Here is a 23,417-nt window from a genome sequence, read left to right as displayed (position 1 = left end):
CCCGCAGGCTCGTGGAGCGGCTGAAGCTGGATAGCGGGCGGGTGCTTGTCACCTGAAACCGACCCGTCGCAGCAGCAGCCAGATCAGAGTTTTCTCAGCGCCACTTCGTGCACCCGGTGGTTTTCGCCCTTGCGCAGGATGAGATCGGCGCGCGGCCGGGTGGGAAGGATGTTTTCCCTGAGATTCTTCAGGTTGATGTTGTTCCAAAGCCCTTCGGCAATGGCGCGCGCCGCCTCTTCCGACAATTGCGAATAGCGGTGGAAGAAGGACTCCGGGTTTCGGAACGCCGTCTCGCGCAGCTTCATGAAGCGCTTGATGTACCAGCTATGGATCAGCTCTTCCTCGGCGTCGATATAGATCGAGAAGTCGAAGAAATCCGAGACGAACGGCACGAATTTGCCGTCGGTCGGCAGCTCACGTGTCTGGAGCACGTTTAGCCCTTCGAAAATCAGTATGTCCGGCCGGTCGATGGTAACGAATTCGCCGGGCATCACGTCATAGGTGAGATGCGAATAGAGCGGCGCGCGCACATTGCGTTCGCCAGACTTGATCGCCGAGAGGAAGCGCAGCAAGGCGCCGACATCGTAACTGTCGGGAAAGCCCTTGCGCTCCATGAGGTTTTCTCGGCGCAACACCTCATTGGGCAGCAGGAATCCGTCGGTGGTGACGAGGTCGACCTTAGGGCTCGACGGCCAGCGCGCCAGAAGCTCCTTGAGGACGCGGGCGGTCGTGGATTTGCCGACGGCGACCGAGCCCGCCATGCCGATGATAAAGGGCGTCTTGGTGACCTCGCCGGCATCGAAGAAGGCCTGACGCTGGTGAAACAGCATCTGGCTCGATTCGACATGGGCCGAAAGCAGGCGCGACATCGACAGATAGATGCGGCGCACCTCGTCGAGATCGATCGGATCATAGAGCGAACTCAGCCGCTTGACTTCGTCGGCGGTCAGGGTCAGCGGCGTATCGGCACGGAACTCGGCCCATCGCTCGGCGGTGAAAAAACGGTATGGCGAGTATCTTGCGGTGGGAACGAGTTGATCCATCGCGTTTCCTCTCCGGGAGCAGTCAGCCCTGACTGCGCGACGCCTTCTCGGCAAGACCCGACTGGGCTGTGCGCCGTTCCAATTCGGCAAGCACGTCGGCCAGCGGAACGTCAGCAACCGCCAGAACGACCAGCCAATGGTAGAGGAGGTCGGCGCTTTCGGAAACGAGACCCTTGGTGTCGCCCTTGACCGCCGCGATGACCGTCTCGACCGCCTCCTCGCCAAGTTTCTGCGCGGCTTTTTCGATGCCCTGGCTGTAGAGCCGCGCGGTCCAGGAATCGGCGGCCCCGGAACGGGCGCGTGCGGCCACGATGCGTTCGAGGTCATCCAGCGAAAAATCGGCCATTCGCGCCTCGGCAAGCAAGATCAATCAGGCGGCAACATCGAGCCGCATCGGCAAACCCGCTTTTGCCATGTGTTCCTTGGCCTGCGCAATGGTGTAGGTGCCGAAATGAAAGATCGATGCGGCCAGCACCGCCGTTGCATGGCCGTCGCGAATGCCCGCCACCATGTGGTCGAGCGTGCCAACGCCACCGCTAGCGATGACCGGCGCGCGCACGGCATCGGCGACAGCGCGCGTCAGGGCGATGTCGTACCCGGCCTTGGTTCCGTCCCGGTCCATCGAAGTCAGCAGGATTTCACCAGCGCCGAGATCAACGATCTTTCTGGCGAACTCGATCGCATCGATGCCGGTCTTCTCGCGACCGCCATGGGTGAAGATTTCCCAGCGATCACTTTCGCCGGCTTGCGAAACCTTCTTTGCGTCGATGGCGACGACGATGCATTGATTGCCGAACTTGTCGGCTGCTTCGGCGACAAAGTCCGGGTTCTTCACGGCCGCCGTGTTGATCGACACCTTGTCGGCCCCGGCCAGCAGCAGTTTCCTTATATCCGCAACCTGCCGCACGCCGCCGCCGACCGTTAGCGGCATGAAGCACTGTTCGGCCGTGCGCGCCACGATATCGAAAATCGTCTCGCGATTATCGGACGAAGCGGTGATGTCGAGGAAGCAGAGCTCGTCGGCCCCCGCCGCATCATAGGCCTTGGCCGCCTCGACCGGATCACCGGCGTCAACGAGATTGACGAAATTCACGCCCTTGACGACGCGGCCATCCTTAACGTCGAGGCATGGAATAACGCGGGCTTTCAGGGTCAAAGGACGGCCTCCAAATTCGTTTGCGCGTCCTCGCCGCTTCGCGGCTGCGGTCGGCGCGGAATCATTTCCGTTCCTCGAACAGGGCGGGCTCCGGCTTCAAGCTGCCGCTGAGCACGCCGAGCGCCTCCGCCGGATCGATGCGCCCGTCATAGAGGGCGCGGCCGGAAATCGCACCCTCGAGCTTTTTCGCGTCGGGCATGGTCATGCGGACGATGTCGGCGATCGACGCCAGGCCACCCGAAGCGATGACAGGCATGGACACCGCATTGGCGAGGTCGATGGTGGCATCCCAGTTGATGCCGGCAAGCACGCCGTCGCGATCGATATCGGTGTAGATGATGGCGGCGACGCCTGCGCCCTCGAACTTCTTCGCCAGCTCGATGACGCCGAGCGACGACGCCTCCGCCCAGCCCTCCACCGCAACCTTGCCGCCCTTGGCATCGATGCCGACCGCGATCTTGCCGGGAAACGCCTTGCAGGCCTGCTTGACCAGTTCAGGATCGCGAACGGCGACGGTTCCGAGAATGACGCGCGCCAGGCCTTTTTCCAGCCAGCTTTCGATATCGGCCATGGTGCGAATGCCGCCGCCAAGCTGGACGGGGTTCTTCGTCGCCTTCAGGATCGCCTCTACCGCCTTGCCGTTGACGCTGGCACCGGCGAAAGCACCGTTGAGATCAACGACATGCAGCCATTCGAAACCTTGTTCCTCGAATGCCCTCGCCTGCGCGGCGGGATCGGTGTTGTAGACGGTCGCCTGATCCATGTCGCCGAGCTTCAGGCGCACGCACTTTCCATCCTTGAGGTCGATTGCCGGAAAAAGGATCATGGCTTCCACCTCAGGAAGTTGGCGATGAGCGCCAGACCAAGCGCCTGGCTCTTTTCGGGATGGAATTGAGTGCCGGCCATATTGTCCCTGGCGACCGCAGCGGTGATCTCGCCGCCGTAGTCGGCCGTGGCCAGCACCTCGTCGGGATTGCGTGCATCGAGATGATAGGAGTGCACGAAATAGGCATGCAGCCCTCCCTCCCCGGTGGCGATTCCGTCGAGAAGCGGGTGCGAATGTTTCACGTGAATCGTGTTCCAGCCGATCTGCGGCACCTTGAGCGCCGGGTCGCCCGGTGTGATTTCCTTCACGTCGCCGGCAATCCAGCCCAGCCCCTTGGTGATCGTCTTCTCCAGCCCACGCTCGGACATCAGTTGCATGCCGACGCAGATGCCGAGAAACGGCCGGCCCTGCCTGACGACTGCCATCTCGATCGCCTCGACCATACCCGGTACGGCATCGAGACCAGCGCGGCAGTCGGCATAAGCGCCGACCCCGGGCAGGACGATGCGATCGGCACCTCGGACCTTGCCGGCGTCGGACGTAAGTTCGACCTCGGCGGCAATGCCGGATTCCCGTGCCGCTCGCTCGAATGCCTTGGTGGCGGAACGGAGATTTCCCGATCCGTAGTCGATTATGGCGACGCGCATGTCAGGCTCTTCCCGGATAGTTGAGCAGGCCGAGAGCGGGTCCCGCCGGCCGTGCCCGCGACGGCTGCGGCGAAGGTGCGAGCACCGGTTCGACCGCGCTGTCGGCAAAATCGGCTTCCGCCAGATAGCGCAGCTCGGCGTCCCCTGCCCGGTCGGCTTCCACGACGCCCCATTCGTGCCATCCACGGCGGCGAAGCGCGGCAATCCGCAGTGCCGCACCTTCCAGCCCGACATAGACCGACACGAGCAGCGACAGCAGCGTACCCGTCATGCCGAAGCCGGCGATCTCGCCCAATGCGCCGAGGGCAAGTGCTGCGGCAACGGCCAGCGCTGCCTCGATCCACAGCCGGTACCACAGCAACCAGAGCGGCGGCACCAGGAAGGCGACCAGCGAAAAGCCGTCGCGCACGAAAACTGCGTTGCTTGCCGCCTCGCCCTTTCGTCCTGGCGGTTCCATGACGACGTAGCTGGCCATTGTTCAGCCCTTCAACGAACCCTTGGTGGAAGGAACCGCATCCGGCTGGCGCGGGTCGCGCTCGAGCGCGGTGCGCAGCACCCTTGCCACCGCCTTGAAGCAGGTCTCGGCAATGTGGTGGTTGTTGGCGCCGTGAAGATTGGTGATATGCAGCGTGACGCCGGCATGTTGCGCCAGGGCCTGGAAGAACTCGCGCACCAGTTCGGTGTCGAAGGTGCCGATCTTGGGCGCGGTGAAATTCACGTCCCACACGAGGAACGGCCGCCCGGATACATCGATCGCGGCGCGGGTCAATGTTTCGTCCATGGCAAGGTCGAGCGAGGCATAGCGCATGATGCCACGACGCTCGCCCAACGCTTTAGATAAAGCCTGGCCGAGCACGATGCCGGTGTCCTCGACGGTGTGGTGATCGTCGATATGCAGGTCACCCTTGGCCTTCACCGTCATGTCGATCAGCGAGTGGCGCGACAGCTGGTCGAGCATATGGTCGAAAAAACCCACGCCCGTCGACATATCGGAGCGGCCGGTGCCGTCCACGTCGATGGAAACCGAAATCTCGGTTTCCTTGGTCTTGCGGCTGATTTCGGCGGCGCGACGGCTCATGGCCAGGTCCTTGCAGTTGAAAACGAGAGCCTTCTAACAGCATGCCCCGGCGATTTCCAGCTATCAGGCGGGCTCCTGCAGCAGGTCGCGGCAGGCTCTTTGCAATCGCGAAGCCTGTGCATACATATGGCGAAACACCTCGTAGCGCGCCAGTCGCCGCAATCGGGACGGCGCGAAATCGGAGCCATATATGTCCAATGAATTGACCATGCATGCCACGACCATCCTGACCGTGCGCAAGGGCGGCAAGGTGGTGATTGCCGGCGACGGCCAGGTGAGCCTCGGCCAGACGATCATGAAGGGCAATGCCAAGAAGGTCCGGCGGCTTGGCAAGGGCAATGTCATCGCCGGTTTCGCCGGCGCGACCGCCGATGCCTTCACGCTGCTCGAGCGGCTCGAAGCCAAGCTCGAGCAATATCCCGATCAGTTGACGCGCGCCTGCGTGGAGCTTGCCAAGGACTGGCGCACCGACCGCTATCTGCGGCGGCTCGAAGCCATGATGCTGGTGGCCGACAAATCCGTTTCGCTGGCGCTCACCGGAACCGGCGACGTGCTGGAGCCCGAGCATGGGGTGATGGCGATCGGCTCGGGCGGCAACTACGCGCTGGCCGCGGCAAGGGCGCTGGTCGACACCGACAACAGTGCCGAGGAGATCGCGCGCAAGGCGATGGAAATCGCCGCCGACATCTGCGTCTATACCAACCATAGCTTCGTCGTCGAAACGCTCGATGCGGGCTGAGCCGCACGGATCCTATGACTTTCGACCGGTCGCCGAGGCCGATCTGCCGATGATTTCCGGTTGGCTCGCCGCGCCGCATGTGGCGGAATGGTGGGAGGATCCGGAAACCGAGATCGGCCACATCCGCGAACATATGGAAAGCATCTCGGTCGAGCCGCTTATCGTGGAACTGGACGGCAGGCCGATCGGCTATCTTCAAAGCTACGATCCGCACCTCGAAGACAATCATCCCTATGCCGACCAGCCTTTCGGCACGCTGGGTATCGATCTTTCCATCGGCCCGGCGGAACTGGTCGGCATCGGCCATGGATCGGCCATCATACGCCAGTTCCTGCAATTGCTGTTCGACGAAGGGGCACCGCGCGTCATCATCGATCCCGATCCGCGCAATGCTCGCGCCATTCGCGCTTATGAAAAAGCGGGTTTCCGCGCGCTTGGCAGGCGTCATTCAGAATATGGCGACGTGCTTTTGATGGCAGTCGATGTGGGTTCAGGCGGCGGACCAAGAAATGGCAGTTGAAGACGTTAGCTCCCGGGCAATCTCGCCGCGCATTGGTGTGGCAGTTGCCGCCGGTCTGCTCATCGCCCAAGCAGCCATCCTCTACGCGATGGGCCGCGTGCCGATCTGCGAATGCGGGACGATCAAGCTGTGGCACGGCATCGTCCAAAGCTCGGAAAACTCCCAGCATATAAGCGACTGGTACACGTTCTCGCATCTCATCCACGGCTTTCTTTTCTATGGCTTGTTCTGGTTCCTGCTTCCGCGCAGTTCGATCTGGCTGCGGCTGGCGCTGGCAGTCGGTTTGGAGGGCGCCTGGGAACTGGTCGAGAACAGCGACTTCATCATCAACCGCTATCGCGAAGGCACGATCTCCCTCGACTATTACGGCGACAGCATCCTGAACTCGGTCGCCGATTCGCTGGCGATGGTGCTGGGCTTTGTGATGGCGGCAAGGCTTCCTATATGGGTGATCATAACGCTTGCCCTCCTGTTCGAAATCGGCGTCGGCCTGGTTATTCGAGACAATCTGACGCTAAACGTGATCATGCTGCTGCATCCATTCGACTTCATCCGGCAGTGGCAGTCTGGAACCGTGTGACATCATGACAAATTTCTCTCCCCGCGAAATCGTTTCCGAACTCGACCGCTTCATCATCGGCCAGAAGGACGCCAAGCGTGCCGTGGCGATCGCGCTGCGCAACCGCTGGCGCCGCCAGCAGCTCGAAGGCGCGATGCGCGAAGAGGTCATGCCGAAAAACATTCTGATGATTGGGCCGACCGGCGTCGGCAAGACTGAAATCTCGCGCCGCCTGGCCAAGCTTGCCGGCGCGCCCTTCATCAAGGTCGAGGCGACCAAATTCACCGAAGTCGGCTATGTCGGCCGTGACGTCGAACAGATCATCCGCGATCTCGTCGAGGTGGCGATCGGTCTGGTGCGCGAAAAAATGCGCGAGGACGTCAAGGCGCGCGCCCATCTCAATGCGGAGGAACGCGTGCTCGAGGCGCTGGTCGGCAAGACCGCCAGCCCCGCCACCCGCGACAGCTTCCGCCGCAAATTGCGCGACGGCGAGCTGGACGACAAGGAGATCGAGATTGAGGTTGCCGATTCTGGAAGCGGCGGCATGCCGGGCTTCGAGATTCCGGGCATGCCGGGGGCCAATATCGGCGTGATGAATATCAACGACATGTTGTCGAAGGCCATGGGCGCCACGCGGACCAAGACCCGCAAGACCACGGTCAAGGAGTCGTACCCGCTGCTGATCAATGACGAGTCGGACAAGCTGCTCGACCAGGACGAGGTCGTGCAGCGCGCTCTGACGGCGACCCAGGACGACGGCATCGTCTTCCTGGACGAGATCGACAAGATCGCCGCGCGTGATGGGGGGCTCGGAGCCGGTGTTTCCCGCGAGGGCGTGCAGCGCGACTTGCTGCCGCTGGTCGAGGGCACGACGGTGGCGACCAAATACGGGCCGGTCAAGACCGACCACATCCTGTTCATCGCCTCCGGCGCGTTCCATATCTCCAAGCCCTCGGACCTGCTGCCCGAGCTTCAGGGCCGCCTGCCGATCAGGGTCGAGTTGCGGGCGTTGGAAAAGGACGATTTCCGCAGGATCCTGACCGAAACGGAGGCGAGCCTCATCAAGCAGTATATTGCGCTGATGAGCACCGAAGGCGTGACGCTGGATTTCACCGACGACGCAATCGATTCACTTGCCGGCATTGCCGTCGACCTCAATGCCAGCGTCGAAAATATCGGCGCACGCCGCCTGCAGACCGTCATGGAGCGCGTGCTCGACGATATTTCCTATCATGCCCCGGACCAGCCGGGCACGACGCTGACGATCGATGCCGCCTATGTCGAGAAAAATGTTGGCGATTTGTCGCGGAACACCGATTTGTCGAGATTTATCCTGTAGTAAGCGGCCCTTGCGCCGGCGCGCCCGTCGCGCCGGTTCCCGGTCCAAAGGAAAAGGCTCGACTCCCCAAGGCAGTTTCCATAGGTTGCGCAGCCGTCACCCTCAAGCTTGCGGCCCTGCATGAGAATACTGTCTCTATTGGCGTCATCCGTTCTGGTCCTGGCGTTCTCCAGCCAGCACCTTCAGGCGCAAACCCTGGTGGCGCCGGGAAACCGCAACATCGAACAGCCGGCGGTGCCCGGCGCTTCGTCCAAGCGAACCAGGGCGAGCAAGTCGAGTTTCGAGGCCAAATATCGAAAAGTCTACGCGCTGCTGAAAAATGACGGCGACCTCCGCGCAAAGATTCGGGCCGCCGCGACCGCCTACCAGATCGACCCTATCCACATCGTCGGCGCGATCGTCGGCGAACACACCTACAATGTCGACGCATATGACCGGCTGCAGACCTATTACGTCAAGGCGGTCTCCTATCTCTCCAACCAGCTGAATTTTGGCTATCAGGGCGAGAATGTCGCCGATTTCGTCGAGCGCCCGGAATTTTCCTCCTGCTCGGACAAGACCGACAGCTATCACCTCTGGACCTGCCGGGAGTCGATCTGGAACCGGGCGTTTCGCGGCAAGACGGTTGGCGGAACCATCTATCCCGACAATCGCTTCAGCGCCACTTTCTTTCAGCCGCTTTATGCCGGGCAGACGTTCGGCATCGGCCAGCTCAACCCGCTGACCGCCCTGCAGATGAGCGATCTGGTGCATCGCGTTTCGGGCCTGCCGCGCCTCGATGCCGGCCAACCGCACAAGATCTACGAGACGATCATGGACCCGGATCTGACACTGCCTTACGTGGCGGCGACCTTGAAGACCGCCATCGACACCTATCGCGAGATTGCGGGCTTCGACATTTCCATGAATCCGGGCGTGACCGCCACCCTCTACAATATCGGCAATCCGGAGGAGCGCGCCTACGCGCTGAAGGCCGAAAACCAGCGGCGCCGGAGTGAAGGGCAGGAAGAACGCCTGCCGGAAGAAAACTATTACGGATGGTTGGTGAACGACAAGCTCGCCGAACTGCGGGCGCTACTTTAGGACGCCTTGCCTTTAGCCTGCACCGCGGCTAGAGAACCCCTGCGCGGGACGGCCTGCGCCGATGCTTCATTCGGGGACGGCCCCATTATCTCAACGAACGAGATGATGGAGTTGCGCAGTGTCCCCCATAAAATCTCCTGAACATTCCGGTCTAAGGCGTTCTCCGCCCCCACGGTGCATGAAACCGCGAGGCGCGTCCGCTTGCGCCTATGCCCTTCGGCCTGCCCCGTTGGCATCGCCAGCGCCGGATCTTTCCTTTCCATCCCCTGAAGGAGGTCTGTGATGGCCGGTCCTATCGAACAGTTTGAAATAAAGCCGCTCTTTCACATTGCCGAGATTGCCGGCCACCAGATCAGCTTCACGAACTCCTCCGCCTACATGGTGTTGACGGTTGCTGTCGCTGGCCTGTTCCTAGTGCTTTCCACCAATCGGCGCGCACTGGTTCCGAATCGATGGCAGTCGGCCTCAGAATCCCTCTACGAATTCGTCGCCAAGACTTTGCGGGACAACGCCGGCGAAAAGGGGATGCGTTTCTTTCCCCTGGTGTTTTCGCTGTTCATGTTCATCCTGGTGGCCAACCTGATCGGCATGGTTCCCTATGCCTTCACCGTCACCAGCCACATCATCGTGACCTTCGCGCTGGCGATGCTGGTGTTCCTGACCGTGACGATCTACGGGGTGCTGCGGCATGGGGCTGGTTTTCGTCGGCTATTCATGCCATCGGGCGTGCCTGTGATGCTCGCGCCGATCATTATTCCGATCGAAGTGATCTCTTATATTTCCCGCCCGGTCAGCCACTCGGTCCGCCTGTTTGCCGTCATGCTGGCCGGCCATATCACCCTCAAGGTCTTTGCCGGTTTCGTGGTCGCGCTGAGCGGCTTTGGCGCGCTCGGCATGCTCGGCGCGCTGGTGCCGTTCGTCATGACGGTCCTGCTGACCGCGCTTGAACTGCTGATGTCGGTCATCCAGGCCTATATCTTCACCATGTTGACCTGCATGTATCTCAACGACGCCCTGCATCCGAGCCACTAACCGAGACAACTCACAGAGGAACAACAAACATGCACTGGGTCTATCTGGTCCTTGCCGGCATATTCGAAGTCGTTTGGGCATCGACGATGAAGCAATCGGCAGGCTTCACCAAGCTGATGCCAAGCATCATTACGGTGGTGACCATGATCATCAGCTTTGCCCTGCTGGCCATCGCCATGCGTTCGCTGCCATTGGGCACCGCCTATGCCATCTGGACGGGCATCGGCGCAGTCGGCGCTTTCCTGGTCGGCATCTTCCTGCTGGGCGAAGCAGCCACCTTCTTCCGGATCGCCAGCGTCAGCCTGATCTTGGCAGGCATAATCGGGCTGAAACTGTCGACGCCCTGACCCTCAGCCAGGGGCCTGACCTACTTGCCCGCCTTGCCAAGCTGCGCGATCAGGCCCTTGATCTCCTCCTCCGAGAGCTTGGCGATCGTATCGGCAAGCCGGTTGGCCAGTTCGGTCGCGGCGGGCGAGAGGTTCGACGTGTCGATGACCACCCGCGGGCGCGAGCTTTCGGCAAGGCGCTGCAATTCCTCGGCGTCATCCCATATGACATTGAAATAGCCGATGATCTTCTGGATCAGCGCCCAGGTCGGCACGCCGCGCTTGCCGTGTTCGAGCGCCGACAGATAGGCCGCACTGACGCCGAGCGCCGCGGCCATGTCCTTCTGGCTGAGCCCCCTTTCGCAGCGAAGCGCGCGCAACTTTTCACCGAATGGCGTCATGACCGGCGAGCCGCATGCCGGCGCAGCCTGACATAGAGCGCGCCGGCTCCTCCATGATTGCGCGCGGCGTGGTCATGGCTGCTGACCAGCGCGCGAAAAGGCGCAGTGGCCAGCCATACCGGCACCGTGCGCCGCAAGACCCCCTCCCCGCCCGATGACGAGCCCTTGCCGGTGATGACCAGAACATAGCGCACACCGCCCGCATGGGCGCGATGGAGAAACGACAGAAGCAGCGAATAGGCCTCTGCCTGCGTCAGCCCGTGCAGATCGACGCGGCCCTCGATCGGCAGCCGGCCTTTCGCCAGCTTGTCATGCGTCGGCGCGTCGAAGGAATGCGCGACGGTCTGGCGCGGCCGGGCCGGGTGCGCAGGCACCGGCGTGGTCTCGATCCTGTCCATCGCCTCGCCCATGGTCATCGGCGCGGCGGGTGCCTCCTCGACGGCGCGCCTGCCCTTGAGCGGTTGCGCCGAGCGCGCCACGCGGCTCCACAGGATGCGGTCTTCGTCGCTCAGCGCTTTCGCCGGCTTCCGGCTCATCACGAGGCTCCTTCGGCCAGAGCACGTGGAATGAGCGCAAAGAAAACCGCGCTGTTGCGCACGACGCCGGCAATTTCCCCGGCCGCGGCTCCTGAGCCCGCGAACAGGTCGCCGCGCGAGGCGCCGATAATCGCCGAGCCTGTATCCTGGGCGATCATGAGACGCCGGAAACCGTCGCTGCCGAATGCCGTCAGGCCAGGCGCCTCGATATAGAACGGGGTGCCGAAGGTGTGCAGCATGCGATCGACAGCAATCGACCGGCCGGGCGTCAACGGCACTTTGGCGGCCGCGATCGGCCCGAGAGCCGGATCGTCGACCGGCGCTTCGCGAAAGAAAATATACGATCGGTTTTGCCAGAGAATCTCGTTTACGCGCTTCAGATTGGCCGCGAGCCAGGCGCGAATCGTCTGCATGGTCACCTGTTCGAGCGGGATCTCGCCGAGATCGGCCAGCAGCTTGCCGGGTCCGGAAAATCTCTGGCCGGATTTCGCCGCATAGGTCACCCGGCGCAGCCGGCCATCCGTCATCCTGAGCCGCGCGGCGCCCTGGACGTGAATAAAGAAGGCGTCGACCGGATCGGCGAGCCACGCGATTTCAAGGTTTCGCCCATCGAGCACCCCTTGCTCGATCGCCTGCCGATCGAAATATTCGACGAGGCCGGCCGGAGTGTCGCGGCCGAAAGCGAGGTAGGGGTCCATGCCCTGCGGCCTGTTTGCGTCATCGATGTCGACCAGGTCGGCGGGGCGCGAAAGCAGCGGCACCGTGAAGAAGGCGGTACGCACCGGTGAAGCTTCAACTTCCGGTTCGTAGAAACCGGTCACGAAACCGGATTTCGCACCGGCGGGGCCGATGCGAGCAGGAGCGAAATGTCGCTCAAAAAAATTTCGGGCATCCGGCGAAGCTTCGGAGCGCGCCTCGCTATAGGCGCTCGCAAAGGCCTCAAACTCGACGCCAAGCGCACCAGAGCGGTAGGGCTTTACCGGCGCATGGAAGGCAGAGCGGCGGAAGGCCGCGTAGGCCGCCTGATGATCGTCGTTCGCCCAGCCGGGCAGATCATCGAACGAGACGACGCGGAAATCGGATGACAACGGCACCGCCGGCACTCCCGCGGAAGGATCAGTCTTCCGCTTCGGTCGCGACGAGTTTCCAGTTGGGATCGCGCGAACGCGTATCGCGGGCGAAAGTCCAGACGTCCTTGACTTCGGCAACAGTCTCGGGATCGCCGTCGATGACCTCGCCGGCCTTGTCGCGCGTGGCCGAGATCAGTTCGCTGACAATGCGCAGAGTGATATGGGCTTCGCCGCCCTTCATTTCGGCCGAAACGATGTCGGCCTTGTCGATGCCGACAAAGGACGACTGTATCTTCTCCGAGCGGCCCTCACGGTCGGCGATCGCCGCGACAAAACCGTCATAGACCTCTCGCGACAAGAGATTTTTCAACGTTTTGCGATCACCGTCGGCATAGGCCATGACGATCATCTCATAGGCCATTTTCGCTCCGTCGACGAATGTCTTGGGATCGAAAGTCGGGTCGCTGTCCTTGATGGCGCGCAAACCCTTGTTCAGGGCCGTGCCCGGCTTGGCAAGGGTGTCGATTGCGGCATAAGCTTCCTCATTGTCGGAGGCGAGGCGCTTGCGCGGCAGCGACACCACATTTTCAGACGTGGTTTCCGCCGCATCCTTGTCCTTGTCGGTGGAACGCGTGCGGCCTGCCGTGTAGGGATCGAAGGGCGGGCGTTCATTGCCGGTGCGGCGACCAAGCACGTTGCGCAGCTGAAAAAAGATCACCACAGCCGCGATCAGGAAGAATAGTGAGCCGAAGTCGAAAAATTCCATGTCTTTCGCCGCTCAGTCCCTTGTTGTAAGGCCCCTGCACTCAGGATGCGATGCAACGGCAATTTCGCCGTCCGGCCGCGTTACGCGCTTCCACCATGCATATAGAACGCGTGGCGGCATCATTCAAATCAAAGGCATCCATACCTATCTATACCCGCATGCGCCAGCTTCGGGCGTTGGGCATTTTGTTGCAACCTGATTTTTGGCGGGTCCGTGCGCGTTTCTCTCATTTTGCTGTTTCTGCTTCCCCTGATCGAAATCGCCGGTTTCGTGCTGGTCGGCCGCCAAATCGGCGTATTGCCGATGCTCGGCCTGATCATCGCCGGCGGATTCGTCGGCGCCACACTGCTGCGCCACCAGGGATTTGGCATCATGAACCGAATCCGCTCGGAGGTCCAAGCCGGTCGTGACCCGAGCCGCGATCTCGCGCATGGTGTCATGGTCCTGGCGGCCGGCGTGCTGCTTCTGATCCCGGGTTTTTTCACTGATATCGTCGGAATTCTGCTGTTTTTACCGCCTATACGCGATCTTGGCTGGCGTTTTCTGCGCCGTCGTATCAATTTTTCCGCCGATTTCACCACAATGGGCGGATTTTCGCGTCCCTATGGCGACCGATCAAATACGATCGACCTCGACGCGGAGGAATATTCGGAGGAGAAGGTCAAGCCTGCGCCGTCACACCAGATCAGAGACAAGTAAGGATGCTGCCCCCGGCAAATCCTTGTCTTGACTGACCGGCCATGCTAGCCAACGCACGATTTCAACCGGGCCGCCGGGCGGCTGAACCATGAGGATCGCGGCTTATGGCCAAGAACGACAACGCTGTATCGGGCGCGGTGGGTAACGGAAACGCCGAGAAGGTGCAGCCGACGCTGAACGTGCTGGCGCAATATGTGAAGGACCTTTCCTTTGAAAGCCCCGGTGCGCCGAATTCACTGCGCGGACGCGAAAAGGCCCCGGGCATCAACATCAATGTCAATGTCAATGCCAATCCGCTCTCGGAGAAGGAATTCGACGTCAACCTGACGCTGGCTGCGAAAGCGGCCTTCGACAAGGAAGTTCTGTTCAATGTCGAACTGATCTATGGCGGTGTCTTCAAGATCGATGGCTTCCCGCAGGAGCATATGCTGCCGCTGCTCTTCATCGAGTGCCCGCGGCTGCTGTTCCCGTTTGCCCGGCAGATCATCGCCGAGGCAACCCGCAACGGCGGCTTCCCGCCGCTGATGCTCGATCCGATCGATTTCGCGCAGATGTTCCAGCAGAAGATGGCCGAGGATCAGGCCGCTGCCAAAGTGAAGGTCAGCTGATCGGCCTTCAAGCTCGTGCCTTGGTCAGCGGTTCGCTAGCGCTGAACCGCTGCCAGATGGCGTTCTCACCAAGTGCCGCGACCAGATTTGCGTGCGCGGCCCTTTCCTCTTCCGTCAGTCGTGGCGCCAAAGGTGCGGGTCGCGCCGCTATCGAAATTTCGATCCGCGTCGCAACCACAGTCTCCAGCCTCTCATTGGCGACCGGCTCCAGCCCCAGTGCGGCCTGCTTGCCGCCGATCAGCTCGATATAGACCTCGGCCAAAAGCTCCGAATCGAGAAGCGCCCCGTGAAGCTCGCGGTGGCTGTTGTTGATTCCGTAGCGCCGGCAGAGCGCGTCTAGCGAATTCGGACCCATCGGGTGCTTGCGCCTGGCCAGCGCCAGCGTATCGACCACCCTTTCGGCCTCTATCGACGGATGGCCGAGCCGCGCGAATTCGGCATTGATGAAGCCTAAATCGAACATGGCATTGTGGGCGATCAGCTTCGCCCCATCGATGAACTCCAGAAATCTTTCGGCAATTTCGGGAAAGGTCGGCTCGCTGGCCAATCTTTCATTGCTGATGCCGTGAACGGCGAGCGCCTCCGGGTGAACCGATCGACCCTGCGGATTGATATAGACATGGAAGGTGCGACCGGTGGGAAACCGGTTCACGAGCTCGACGCCGCCGATCTCGATGATCCGGTCCTCTCGAGAATCGAGGCCCGTCGTCTCGGTATCGAAAATAATCTCGCGCATCGAATCACCCTGTTGCGCTGTCATGATTCCTGCCGCGCAGACTTCGGGCAAGAGCGACGGTGGATCACGCGTCTTCTTCTGTCAGTGTCGCTATTATGTTTTCGACTGACCGGCGGGCCGCCTCGAACCCCTGCCCCGTATCGACGATGAAGTCCGCCTGTCGCCGCTTATCCGCATCCGGAACCTGTCGGGCAAGAATGCTGGCAAATTTTTCCTCGGTCATTCCAGGCCGCGCCAGCACGCGGTCGCGCTGGATCTCGGCCGGCGCACTGACCACGACAATGCGATCGACCCGCTCGCGACCACCGGTCTCGAACAGAAGCGGGATATCGAGAACCACGATCGGCGTTTGTGCAGCCCGATGGCGTTCAAGGAAAGCGTCGGCGTCGGCCCGCACCAGCGGATGGACAATGGCTTCCAGTTTCTTCAGGGCTTCCGGATTGCCGAGCACATGCCGGGCGAGCAATGCACGATCGACCACCCCATCCTGCACTGTGCCCGGAAAGGCTTGTTCCACCAGTGGCGCGGCCTTCCCGGCATAGAGACGGTGAACTGTCTCGTCGGAATCGTGGACCGGCACGCCGGCATCGGCAAACATTCTGGCGGTCGTCGATTTGCCCATTCCGATGGAGCCGGTGAGCCCGAGAACGATCATTTCGCAACGCCCAGATCGGCAACGATCATCGCGCGCAGTTCGGCGGTGACCGCCGGCCTGACGCCGAACCAACGCTCGAAACCGGGCACCGCCTGATGAAGCAGCATTCCGAGCCCGTCGACGGTTTTCAGGCCCCTCGCCCGTGCGACCGCAAGCAATGGCGTCTCGAGTGGCACATAGACAATGTCGGTGACGATCGCATGGCCGGGCAACCGGGCAGGATCGATCGGCAGGTCGGCATTGCCGTGCATGCCGAGCGACGTTGTGTTGACCAGAAGCCCGGTATCGCCAAGCAGTTCTTCGGCTGCGTTCAATGAATGTGCCGACACGCCGGCGCCGAAGTGGTCGGCCAGTTCGACGGCTCTTCCGAGGGTGCGGTTGACGACGCGGATATCGCCCAAGCCGCGCGACTTCAGCGCATGGACCACGGCGCGCGCCGCACCGCCGGCCCCGAGGACGACCGCGACCTCGGCTTGCGTCCACCCAGGCGCACGCTCGTCGACATTGGCGGCAAAGCCTTGGGCGTCGGTATTGGCGCCGTGCAGCACACCGTTCTCGAGCCACAGAGTGTTGACCGCGCCGACGGCTTCGGCGGCCTCGTCGAGCCGCATGACCAGTCGGAACGCCGTTTCCTTGTGCGGGATGGTGACGTTGCCGCCACGAAAGCCGGATTCGGGCAATTCCGCCAGGAAGCGGCCAAAATCTTGCGGCGCGACGTCGACCGCTTCGTAGGAACCGTCTATTCCGTATTGCTTCAACCAGAACCCATGGATTTTAGGCGAGCGCGAATGGGCGATTGGATGGCCGCAGACAAAGGCCTTGGCGCCTGCATCAGCCATCGATTGCCCCGCGAGCGCGGAGTTCGGCAAGCAAAGGCAAGAGCGGCAGGCCGACGATGGTGAAATAGTCGCCGTCGATCTTTTCAAAGAGTTGGATGCCTTCGCCTTCTATCTGATAGGCGCCGACGCTCGACAGCGCCTTGTCGCCGACCCGCGCCAAATGCCTGCCTATGAAAGCCGGCTCCAAATGACGCATAGTCAGATGGGCAACACTGACATGGCGCCAAAGGGTCTCCCCGCCGCGCACCAGCACCACGGCGCTGTTGAGCTGGTGGGTGCGGCCCGAAAGGCTGAGCAGGTGGCGGCGCGCCTCCTCCTTGTCGCGCGGCTTATGGAAGATGCGGCCCTCCAGCGAAAGCGTCTGATCGCAACCGATGACCAGCGCGTCGCCGTGACTTTCAGCAACGTTTAGGGCTTTCGCTTCCGCGAGGATCGATGCGACATCGTCGGGGGTCGCCCCCGTTCCCTCCAGCGGAGCTTCGAGCGCGCGCTCGTCGACCGTCGCCGGAATGGCGGTGAAGGCAATGCCGGCATTCGCCAGCAGCGTTTTGCGAAAGGGACTTCCCGAAGCCAGTATGATTTTGTCTGTCATGCGTTCAACCCCATTCAAGGGACCGATGCTCTAACGCGTCTTGTTGCGCAGGGCAACGATGGCGGCGGCCGTCTCTTCGATCGAACGGCGGCTGACATCGATCATCGGCCAGTTGTGCCGGGTGCAGATTTGCCGGGCATAGGCCAGCTCCTCGGCAATCGCCGCACGATCGACGTAGCTTTGCGCGTCATAGCCCAAGGTGGTGCCCAGGACGCGGTTCTGGCGGACATGCGAAATACGTTCCGCCGTCGCGACCAGGCCGACGATCAACGGCTTCCTGGCACTTGTGAGATTTTCCGGCATCGGCACGCCTAGCACGATCGGAATGTTGGCGGTTTTGATGCCGCGGTTGGCCAGGTAGATGCTGGTCGGCGTCTTTGAGGTTCGCGACACCCCGATTAGCACGATATCGGCTTCATCGAGGTCGGCCGGCAACTGGCCGTCATCATGTTCCATGGTGAAATTCAATGCATCGATACGCCGGAAATAGTCCGCGTCCAGAACGTGCTGAGCTCCGACGCGGCGACCGGCCGGCGCGCCGAGATAGGATTGGAAAACCGCCAGGACCGGCTCCAGCACCGAAACGCAGGGTAGCCCCATCTCGGCGCAACGCTTGTCTATGCGGCCGGCAAGCGCCTGGTCGACAAGCGTGTAGAGAACGATGCCGGGCTGTTCGTCTATGTCGTCGAACACTTTCGTCAGCTGCTTTTCGGTGCGGATCAACGGATAGATGTGCTCGATCGCCCTGGCGTCCTTGTATTGGGCGGATGCCGCGCGCCCGGCCGCAAGGAGCGTTTCGCCGGTCGCATCCGAAATCATGTGAAGATGGAAGAAGCGTTCGGGTTTATGCACAGGAGCGGCCTTGGACTGTGGTCGAATGTGGATAAGGGTTCGCAATCACGTTCGCGAACGGTGCCGACTGTATCAGAAGGCCATTTGTCCACAATTGGTGCTGCTGTCAGATTCGTACCCGTGGTGAGCAGAACAACGGGGATAAGATGGCAAACAGCGGCTCGGTCCACAAGCGCTTGACGGCGGCTGCTTTGTAACCTCTTGTAACGCCAAGCGGAATCAAGCCTGTCCCCAGACTTTTCCAAGCTGGAGCGGCAAGAGCGCGACATTATGCTGGCTGGCGATGACCGCACAGCTCGGGGATAAGCGGCAAACCCCGATTCCAACAGAGTCTAAGAATCAAAAAGATTCCTTAAAATAATCTTTATATTTTAAGAAAGAGCCGCGAGGACATCGCTCATGCCTGAAAACCGCATCATGCTGGATGTCCTGAAAGGCCATAAATCATGCCCTCCCCCGCTCTGGATGATGCGCCAGGCCGGCCGCTATCTGCCGGAATACCGTGAACTGAGAAAGAAGGCAGGGAGCTTTCTCGATCTCTGCTACAATCCGGATTTCGCTGTCGAGGTGACGCTGCAGCCGATAAGGCGCTTCGATTTCGATGCGTCGATCCTGTTTTCCGACATTCTCGTGGTGCCGCATGCACTCGGTCGGGATTTGCGTTTCGAAGAGGGGCGCGGACCGCTGATGACTCCGATTTCGGCCGCCGATATCGGTCGGCTCGACGTGTCGAATTTTCATCAGCACCTCGCGCCGGTCTATGAAACGGTGAAACGGCTACGCGCCGAACTTCCCGCCAAGACAACGTTGATCGGCTTCTGCGGCGCGCCGTGGACGCTGGCGACCTATATGATCGCCGGCCACGGAACGCCGGACCAGGCACCGGCGCGGCTTTTTTCCTATAGTGAGCCGGAGGCGATGGGTCGTCTCATCTCGATCCTTGCGGACTACTCAGCCGAATATCTGATCCGCCAGATCGACGCCGGTGTCGATGCCGTGCAGATATTCGACAGCTGGTCGGGGGTGCTCGACGAGCCGGGGTTCGAGGCCTTTTGCATCGCGCCGGTGGCTGAAATCGTGCGAAAGGTTCGCGCCGCCCATCCGAACGTTCCGGTCATCGGCTTTCCAAAGGGTGCAGGCGCACGCTACGCTGCCTATCGCGACCGCACCGGCGTGGAGGGGCTGGGCCTCGACTGGACCGTCCCATTGCCTTATGCGCGTTCATTGCAGGAGGGTGGAGCGGTTCAGGGCAATCTGGATCCGTTGCGTCTCGTCGCTGGTGGCAGGGCGTTGGCTGAAGGTGTGGATGCAATTCTGTCCGCACTCGGATCGGGGCCGCTGATCTTCAATCTCGGCCATGGCATCACCCCGGAAACGCCGATCGCGCATGTCGAGGCAATGATCCGGCAAGTCAGGAGTTTTTCAGGCAGATGAGCACCAATGAAAGCGCTTCGAGCGTTTCGCATGCGGCAAAAAGAGCAACTGTCGCCATTCTGATCCTCGTCGTATTGGCGGCGCTGCTTTTCTACTTCGATCCTGAGAATTTCTATCCCTGGATCAAGGCCGCGCATGTCGTTGCGGTCATCTCCTGGATGGCGGGGATGCTCTATCTGCCGCGCCTGTTCGTCTATCACGTCGCCGCCGAAAGGGGCTCGGTGCAATCCGAGACCTTCAAGACGATGGAACAGCGGCTGCTTCGGACGATCATCAATCCGGCAATGACGCTGACCTGGGTTCTAGGATTGTGGCTGGCATGGAAGGGCTTCGGCTTTTCGGGTGGCTGGCTTCATGCGAAGCTTGCCGCCGTCGTGCTGCTTTCGGCGGTACACGGCTATCTGTCCGGCGCGGTTCGCCGCTTCGGGGAGGATCGGAATGAGAAGTCCGCTCGCCATTGGCGCATGGTCAACGAGATTCCGACGGTGCTGATGGTCATCATCGTCATATTGGTCATCGTGAAGCCGTTCTGAGCGGATGAAATCCCATAAAAGGTGCCTTGCTCTTTGCGAGGCACGCGTCTAAAAGACAGATCTTCCTTTCCGCCACGCGCCGCTCTTTCGGTTCAGCGGCTGCTTCAGGCGCTCATCGCATTCGTCGATATTTTTTCAAAGCCACTTCACGATCAGAGTCCGTCCATGCAGGAAATGAAACTCCAGGAGTTCAAGAACAAGAAGCCGACCGATCTCATCGCGTTCGCCGAGACGCTGGAGGTCGAGAACGCCAGCGTCATGCGCAAGCAGGAGCTGATGTTCGCGATCCTGAAGAAGCTGGCGGCTCAGGACACCGAGATTATCGGCGAGGGCGTCGTCGAGGTCCTGCAGGACGGGTTTGGCTTTCTGCGCTCGGCCAACGCCAACTATCTGCCGGGCCCGGACGATATCTATATCTCACCCTCGCAGATCCGGCGATTTTCGCTGAAGACCGGCGACACCGTCGAGGGGCCGATCCGCAGTCCCAAAGAAGGCGAGCGCTATTTCGCGCTGCTCAAGGTCAATACGATCAATTTCGATGATCCGGAGAAAATCCGGCACAAGATCCATTTCGACAATCTGACGCCGCTTTACCCGACCTCGCGGTTGAAGATGGAGGTCGAGAACCCGACCACCAAGGACATTTCTCCCCGTGTCATCGATCTGGTGGCTCCGCTCGGCAAGGGACAGCGCGCGCTGATCGTGGCGCAGCCGCGAACCGGCAAGACGGTGCTTCTGCAGAATATTGCCCACTCGGTGACCACCAATCATCCCGAGTGCTACCTGATCGTGCTTCTGATCGACGAGCGGCCCGAGGAAGTGACCGACATGCAGCGTTCGGTCAAGGGCGAGGTGGTGTCGTCTACCTTCGACGAGCCGGCGGTGCGCCATGTTCAGGTGGCCGAAATGGTCATCGAGAAAGCCAAGCGCCTGGTCGAGCACGGCCGCGATGTCGTGATCCTGCTTGATTCGATCACGCGTCTGGGCCGTGCCTACAACACGGTGGTGCCGTCATCGGGCAAGGTGCTCACGGGCGGTGTTGATGCCAATGCCTTGCAGCGGCCGAAGCGCTTCTTCGGCGCGGCGCGCAACATCGAAGAAGGCGGCTCGCTCACCATTATCGCGACCGCGCTGATCGACACCGGCAGCCGCATGGACGAGGTGATCTTCGAGGAATTCAAGGGCACCGGCAACTCGGAAATCGTCCTTGACCGCAAGGTGGCCGACAAGCGCATCTACCCCGCGATGGATATCCTGAAGTCCGGCACGCGCAAGGAGGATCTCCTGGTGGCGAAGCAGGACCTGCAGAAAATCTTCGTGCTGCGCCGCATCCTGGCGCCAATGGGTACCACCGACGCGATCGAGTTCCTGATCGACAAGCTCAAACAAACCAAGACCAACGCCGATTTCTTCGATTCCATGAACACCTGACATTTTGTCAGTTGGGGTGATGCGCTCCCGGCGTTGAGGTTGGTAATGATAATGAGACAGAGTGCGGCCGGTGGGCCTCACCTGAGCGCGTTTGCTGTTCATTACTGACGCTGTCGTTCTAATCAGGACATCGATTCGCGTCCGTAACGAATCCATTCTGCTGCAACGGATGAGCTCGTCGGCTACTTTGGCGGCTCAATTGCCACGTTGTCGCTAGACCTCCGAGTGTTCGGCTAGGTTTAGCTTTATTCTGAGGTTCTTGATCCGGTCCCATGCATTGGTGCCATCCGTCGACATGCGGGAAGATGGCCAAGATATGTTGCGTCTCCCAGCGACGGGAATCCATGTAATTGGAGGCGCTAAGTTTTAGAGCGCTAAGTGGGACGGCTCACCACCATATTGGTGTCCTCAGCAGGTTTTCTGCGATAAACCCATGGCATATTCGGCTTTGAAAATGCTGTTCACAGAAATCTAGGTGCCTGAGGAATAGTCCGTGATATTCCAGGATTCCATTGTATCGCTATCGAGCGGTCGACTGCCTTCCGGCGTGGCCGTTGTGCGGTTGTCTGGGCCGGGGGTCCGGAGAGCGGTCGAAACCATAACCGGCAGCCTGCCGACGCCACGCATAGCGCGCTATGGGCAGCTTCGCGCGGGTGATGGCAGCAAACTGGATGATGCACTTACCCTATTCTTTCCCGGGCCGCATAGCTTTACCGGGGAGGATTCAGCGGAGTTTCATGTCCATGGCGGCCGCGCCGTGGTGTCTGCAATTCTCGAGCGGGTCGGTGAGCTTGACGGCTTCCGCCAGGCGGAACCGGGGGAGTTTACCAGGCGCGCCTTCCTGAATGGCAAGCTCGACCTGCTGGAGGCCGAGGCTCTCGCAGACCTGATCTCAGCAGAAACCGAAGCTCAAAGGCGTTTTGCGGCTTCAAACAGTGAAGGGCGGCAGTCCGAACTTTACATGGATTGGCGACGGCGCCTGATCCATGCACGTGCCATGATCGAGGCGGAGATGGACTTCGCAGACGAGGACGATATTCCCGGCTCGGTATCATCGACCATTTGGGCCGATGTTACGGGCATGATCGAAGAGATTCGCGACCATTTAGCGGGTTTTCGCCGCGCCGAAATTATCCGGGATGGTTTCGACGTGCTCATCATCGGGGCGCCGAATGCCGGCAAGTCGAGTCTTCTCAACGCCTTGGCAAAGAGAGATGTAGCTATTGTAACGGATGAAGCCGGAACCACACGCGATCTGGTGGAAGTTGTGCTTGACCTGGATGGATTGAAGGTGCGTCTGACGGATACGGCCGGGCTTCGAGAAGGGGCCGGCAAGGTGGAGGCAATCGGCATTGCCAGGGCGATTGCCAGAGCCCGCAATGCAGATCTGGTACTCGAGATCGAAGACCTGACATCGCCAGTAGCGATCACCGAATTGGTGGGGCTAAAGAATGTGCTCCGGATCGGAACGAAGATCGATTTGGCCGGAGCTGACAGTGCACGCGCGCAGTACGACCATCGAATTTCGGTGGTGACCGGGCAGGGCATTGCTGAATTGATTGTCGCAATCGGCGCCAAAGCATCTATGGCGGCCGGTGATACATCTGACGTATTGCCTTCACGTCAGCGCCACGTGGAATTGCTGCGTACTACGGCGAGCCACTTGGAAACTGCGATGACGACAGCCGCGCAATCGCTGGACCTGGCTTCGGAGAATCTGCGTCTGGCTAGCGATCAACTTGGGCGCATCTCGGGAGCCATAGCACCGGACGACCTCCTTGATGTGATCTACTCACATTTCTGTATTGGCAAGTGACTCACGTGAAACACTAAGGCAAGACGTGAAAGCGTGACTCACGTGAAACATCGTCCGGACGCCAAATGGGGCTGTTTCACGTGAAACAATCTCTTGGTGTA

29 protein-coding genes are annotated in these 23,417 nt (G+C 60.9%); 13 read left to right on the top strand and 16 right to left on the bottom strand.

Annotation, left to right across the window (positions count from 1 at the left end):
• Positions 1–83 precede the first annotated feature (83 nt).
• From coaA to hisB, 7 genes are all read right to left on the bottom strand, one after another.
• Positions 84–1,043 (bottom strand): type I pantothenate kinase, encoded by a 960-nt coding sequence (gene coaA / locus ACLKMW_RS11120; RefSeq protein ID WP_415724530.1) that lies wholly within the window; start codon positions 1,041–1,043, stop codon positions 84–86.
• A gap of 22 nt (positions 1,044–1,065) precedes the next feature.
• Complete coding sequence (locus ACLKMW_RS11115) at positions 1,066–1,389, bottom strand: phosphoribosyl-ATP diphosphatase (RefSeq protein WP_415724529.1); 324 nt, start codon at positions 1,387–1,389, stop codon at positions 1,066–1,068.
• A gap of 24 nt (positions 1,390–1,413) precedes the next feature.
• On the bottom strand, positions 1,414–2,199 hold the full coding sequence (gene hisF, locus ACLKMW_RS11110) for an imidazole glycerol phosphate synthase subunit HisF (RefSeq protein WP_415724528.1): 786 nt from the start codon (positions 2,197–2,199) through the stop codon (positions 1,414–1,416).
• A gap of 61 nt (positions 2,200–2,260) precedes the next feature.
• Entirely contained in the window at positions 2,261–3,025 is a 765-nt protein-coding gene (hisA, locus tag ACLKMW_RS11105; RefSeq protein ID WP_415724527.1) for a 1-(5-phosphoribosyl)-5-[(5-phosphoribosylamino)methylideneamino]imidazole-4-carboxamide isomerase, read from the bottom strand.
• Positions 3,022–3,672, bottom strand: a complete 651-nt coding sequence (hisH, locus tag ACLKMW_RS11100) for an imidazole glycerol phosphate synthase subunit HisH (RefSeq protein WP_415724526.1) — start codon at positions 3,670–3,672, stop codon at positions 3,022–3,024. The genes hisA and hisH overlap by 4 nt, the downstream gene beginning before the upstream one ends.
• A gap of 1 nt (position 3,673) precedes the next feature.
• A complete protein-coding gene (locus ACLKMW_RS11095) occupies positions 3,674–4,147 on the bottom strand; it encodes a DUF2628 domain-containing protein (protein WP_415724525.1) in 474 nt (157 codons plus the stop codon).
• 3 nt (positions 4,148–4,150) lie between these two features.
• Positions 4,151–4,750, bottom strand: coding sequence for an imidazoleglycerol-phosphate dehydratase HisB (gene hisB / locus ACLKMW_RS11090; protein ID WP_415724524.1), 600 nt, complete (start codon positions 4,748–4,750; stop codon positions 4,151–4,153).
• A gap of 190 nt (positions 4,751–4,940) precedes the next feature.
• On the opposite strand from hisB, the gene hslV reads away from it, so the two are divergent.
• The 7 genes from hslV to sugE all read left to right on the top strand — a co-directional run bounded on the left by hslV (position 4,941) and on the right by sugE (position 10,369).
• The gene (gene hslV, locus ACLKMW_RS11085) at positions 4,941–5,489 is read left to right on the top strand and encodes an ATP-dependent protease subunit HslV (RefSeq protein ID WP_415724523.1); all 549 of its coding nucleotides are present in this window, start codon (positions 4,941–4,943) and stop codon (positions 5,487–5,489) included.
• Positions 5,479–6,009, top strand: a complete 531-nt coding sequence (locus tag ACLKMW_RS11080) for a GNAT family N-acetyltransferase (RefSeq protein ID WP_415724522.1) — start codon at positions 5,479–5,481, stop codon at positions 6,007–6,009. The genes hslV and ACLKMW_RS11080 overlap by 11 nt, the downstream gene beginning before the upstream one ends.
• Complete coding sequence (locus ACLKMW_RS11075; RefSeq protein ID WP_415724521.1) at positions 5,999–6,589, top strand: DUF2585 domain-containing protein; 591 nt, start codon at positions 5,999–6,001, stop codon at positions 6,587–6,589. The genes ACLKMW_RS11080 and ACLKMW_RS11075 overlap by 11 nt, the downstream gene beginning before the upstream one ends.
• A gap of 4 nt (positions 6,590–6,593) precedes the next feature.
• Entirely contained in the window at positions 6,594–7,907 is a 1,314-nt protein-coding gene (gene hslU, locus ACLKMW_RS11070; RefSeq protein ID WP_415724520.1) for an ATP-dependent protease ATPase subunit HslU, read from the top strand.
• A gap of 120 nt (positions 7,908–8,027) precedes the next feature.
• Complete coding sequence (locus tag ACLKMW_RS11065; protein WP_415724519.1) at positions 8,028–8,990, top strand: DUF1402 family protein; 963 nt, start codon at positions 8,028–8,030, stop codon at positions 8,988–8,990.
• Between the two features lie 282 nt (positions 8,991–9,272).
• Positions 9,273–10,022 carry a F0F1 ATP synthase subunit A gene (locus ACLKMW_RS11060; protein ID WP_415724518.1) on the top strand — a complete coding sequence of 250 codons (750 nt, stop codon included), beginning with the start codon at positions 9,273–9,275 and terminating at the stop codon, positions 10,020–10,022.
• Between the two features lie 29 nt (positions 10,023–10,051).
• Entirely contained in the window at positions 10,052–10,369 is a 318-nt protein-coding gene (gene sugE, locus ACLKMW_RS11055; RefSeq protein WP_415724517.1) for a quaternary ammonium compound efflux SMR transporter SugE, read from the top strand.
• A 20-nt stretch (positions 10,370–10,389) separates the two neighbouring features.
• Here sugE and ACLKMW_RS11050 read toward each other — a convergent pair whose 3' ends face one another.
• Genes ACLKMW_RS11050 through ACLKMW_RS11035 form a run of 4 tightly spaced genes read right to left on the bottom strand, consistent with a single transcriptional unit; the run spans position 10,390 to position 13,121 of the window.
• A complete protein-coding gene (locus ACLKMW_RS11050) occupies positions 10,390–10,749 on the bottom strand; it encodes a helix-turn-helix domain-containing protein (RefSeq protein WP_415724516.1) in 360 nt (119 codons plus the stop codon).
• Positions 10,746–11,285, bottom strand: a complete 540-nt coding sequence (locus ACLKMW_RS11045) for a Smr/MutS family protein (RefSeq protein WP_415724515.1) — start codon at positions 11,283–11,285, stop codon at positions 10,746–10,748. Before ACLKMW_RS11045 ends, ACLKMW_RS11050 begins: the two co-directional genes overlap by 4 nt.
• Positions 11,285–12,379, bottom strand: a complete 1,095-nt coding sequence (gene mltA, locus ACLKMW_RS11040; protein WP_415724514.1) for a murein transglycosylase A — start codon at positions 12,377–12,379, stop codon at positions 11,285–11,287. Before mltA ends, ACLKMW_RS11045 begins: the two co-directional genes overlap by 1 nt.
• Before the next feature lie 22 nt (positions 12,380–12,401).
• A complete protein-coding gene (locus ACLKMW_RS11035; RefSeq protein ID WP_415724513.1) occupies positions 12,402–13,121 on the bottom strand; it encodes a Tim44/TimA family putative adaptor protein in 720 nt (239 codons plus the stop codon).
• A gap of 213 nt (positions 13,122–13,334) precedes the next feature.
• Here ACLKMW_RS11035 and ACLKMW_RS11030 point away from each other — a divergent pair, with 213 nt between their 5' ends.
• Both ACLKMW_RS11030 and secB read left to right on the top strand, forming a co-directional pair.
• On the top strand, positions 13,335–13,820 hold the full coding sequence (locus ACLKMW_RS11030) for an FxsA family protein (protein WP_415724512.1): 486 nt from the start codon (positions 13,335–13,337) through the stop codon (positions 13,818–13,820).
• Between the two features lie 104 nt (positions 13,821–13,924).
• On the top strand, positions 13,925–14,428 hold the full coding sequence (gene secB / locus ACLKMW_RS11025) for a protein-export chaperone SecB (protein ID WP_415724511.1): 504 nt from the start codon (positions 13,925–13,927) through the stop codon (positions 14,426–14,428).
• 7 nt (positions 14,429–14,435) lie between these two features.
• Here secB and dnaQ read toward each other — a convergent pair whose 3' ends face one another.
• From dnaQ to ACLKMW_RS11000, 5 genes are all read right to left on the bottom strand, one after another.
• Positions 14,436–15,164, bottom strand: a complete 729-nt coding sequence (dnaQ, locus tag ACLKMW_RS11020) for a DNA polymerase III subunit epsilon (RefSeq protein WP_415724639.1) — start codon at positions 15,162–15,164, stop codon at positions 14,436–14,438.
• Positions 15,165–15,228: 64 nt separating this feature from the next.
• Entirely contained in the window at positions 15,229–15,819 is a 591-nt protein-coding gene (gene coaE, locus ACLKMW_RS11015) for a dephospho-CoA kinase (RefSeq protein ID WP_415724510.1), read from the bottom strand.
• Positions 15,816–16,658: a shikimate dehydrogenase gene (locus ACLKMW_RS11010; protein ID WP_415724509.1), complete on the bottom strand. Its 843-nt coding sequence runs from the start codon at positions 16,656–16,658 to the stop codon at positions 15,816–15,818. Before ACLKMW_RS11010 ends, coaE begins: the two co-directional genes overlap by 4 nt.
• Positions 16,651–17,250: a Maf-like protein gene (locus ACLKMW_RS11005; RefSeq protein ID WP_415724508.1), complete on the bottom strand. Its 600-nt coding sequence runs from the start codon at positions 17,248–17,250 to the stop codon at positions 16,651–16,653. Before ACLKMW_RS11005 ends, ACLKMW_RS11010 begins: the two co-directional genes overlap by 8 nt.
• Before the next feature lie 30 nt (positions 17,251–17,280).
• The gene (locus ACLKMW_RS11000) at positions 17,281–18,102 is read right to left on the bottom strand and encodes a pyruvate, water dikinase regulatory protein (protein ID WP_415724507.1); all 822 of its coding nucleotides are present in this window, start codon (positions 18,100–18,102) and stop codon (positions 17,281–17,283) included.
• A 399-nt stretch (positions 18,103–18,501) separates the two neighbouring features.
• Here ACLKMW_RS11000 and hemE point away from each other — a divergent pair, with 399 nt between their 5' ends.
• The 4 genes from hemE (at position 18,502) to mnmE (ending at position 23,316) form a co-directional block, all read left to right on the top strand.
• Positions 18,502–19,536 (top strand): uroporphyrinogen decarboxylase, encoded by a 1,035-nt coding sequence (gene hemE / locus ACLKMW_RS10995; RefSeq protein WP_415724506.1) that lies wholly within the window; start codon positions 18,502–18,504, stop codon positions 19,534–19,536.
• Positions 19,533–20,069 carry a protoporphyrinogen oxidase HemJ gene (hemJ, locus tag ACLKMW_RS10990; RefSeq protein WP_415724505.1) on the top strand — a complete coding sequence of 179 codons (537 nt, stop codon included), beginning with the start codon at positions 19,533–19,535 and terminating at the stop codon, positions 20,067–20,069. The genes hemE and hemJ overlap by 4 nt, the downstream gene beginning before the upstream one ends.
• Positions 20,070–20,234: 165 nt before the next feature.
• A complete protein-coding gene (gene rho, locus ACLKMW_RS10985; RefSeq protein WP_415724504.1) occupies positions 20,235–21,500 on the top strand; it encodes a transcription termination factor Rho in 1,266 nt (421 codons plus the stop codon).
• A gap of 493 nt (positions 21,501–21,993) precedes the next feature.
• Positions 21,994–23,316: a tRNA uridine-5-carboxymethylaminomethyl(34) synthesis GTPase MnmE gene (gene mnmE, locus ACLKMW_RS10980; protein ID WP_415724503.1), complete on the top strand. Its 1,323-nt coding sequence runs from the start codon at positions 21,994–21,996 to the stop codon at positions 23,314–23,316.
• Positions 23,317–23,417: the final 101 nt, after the last annotated feature.

Origin of the sequence: Borborobacter xinjiangensis (genome assembly GCF_047739745.1) — a bacterium.
GTDB lineage: Bacteria > Pseudomonadota > Alphaproteobacteria > Rhizobiales > Rhizobiaceae > Pseudaminobacter.
This window is presented reverse-complemented; position numbering and strand designations above follow the sequence as displayed.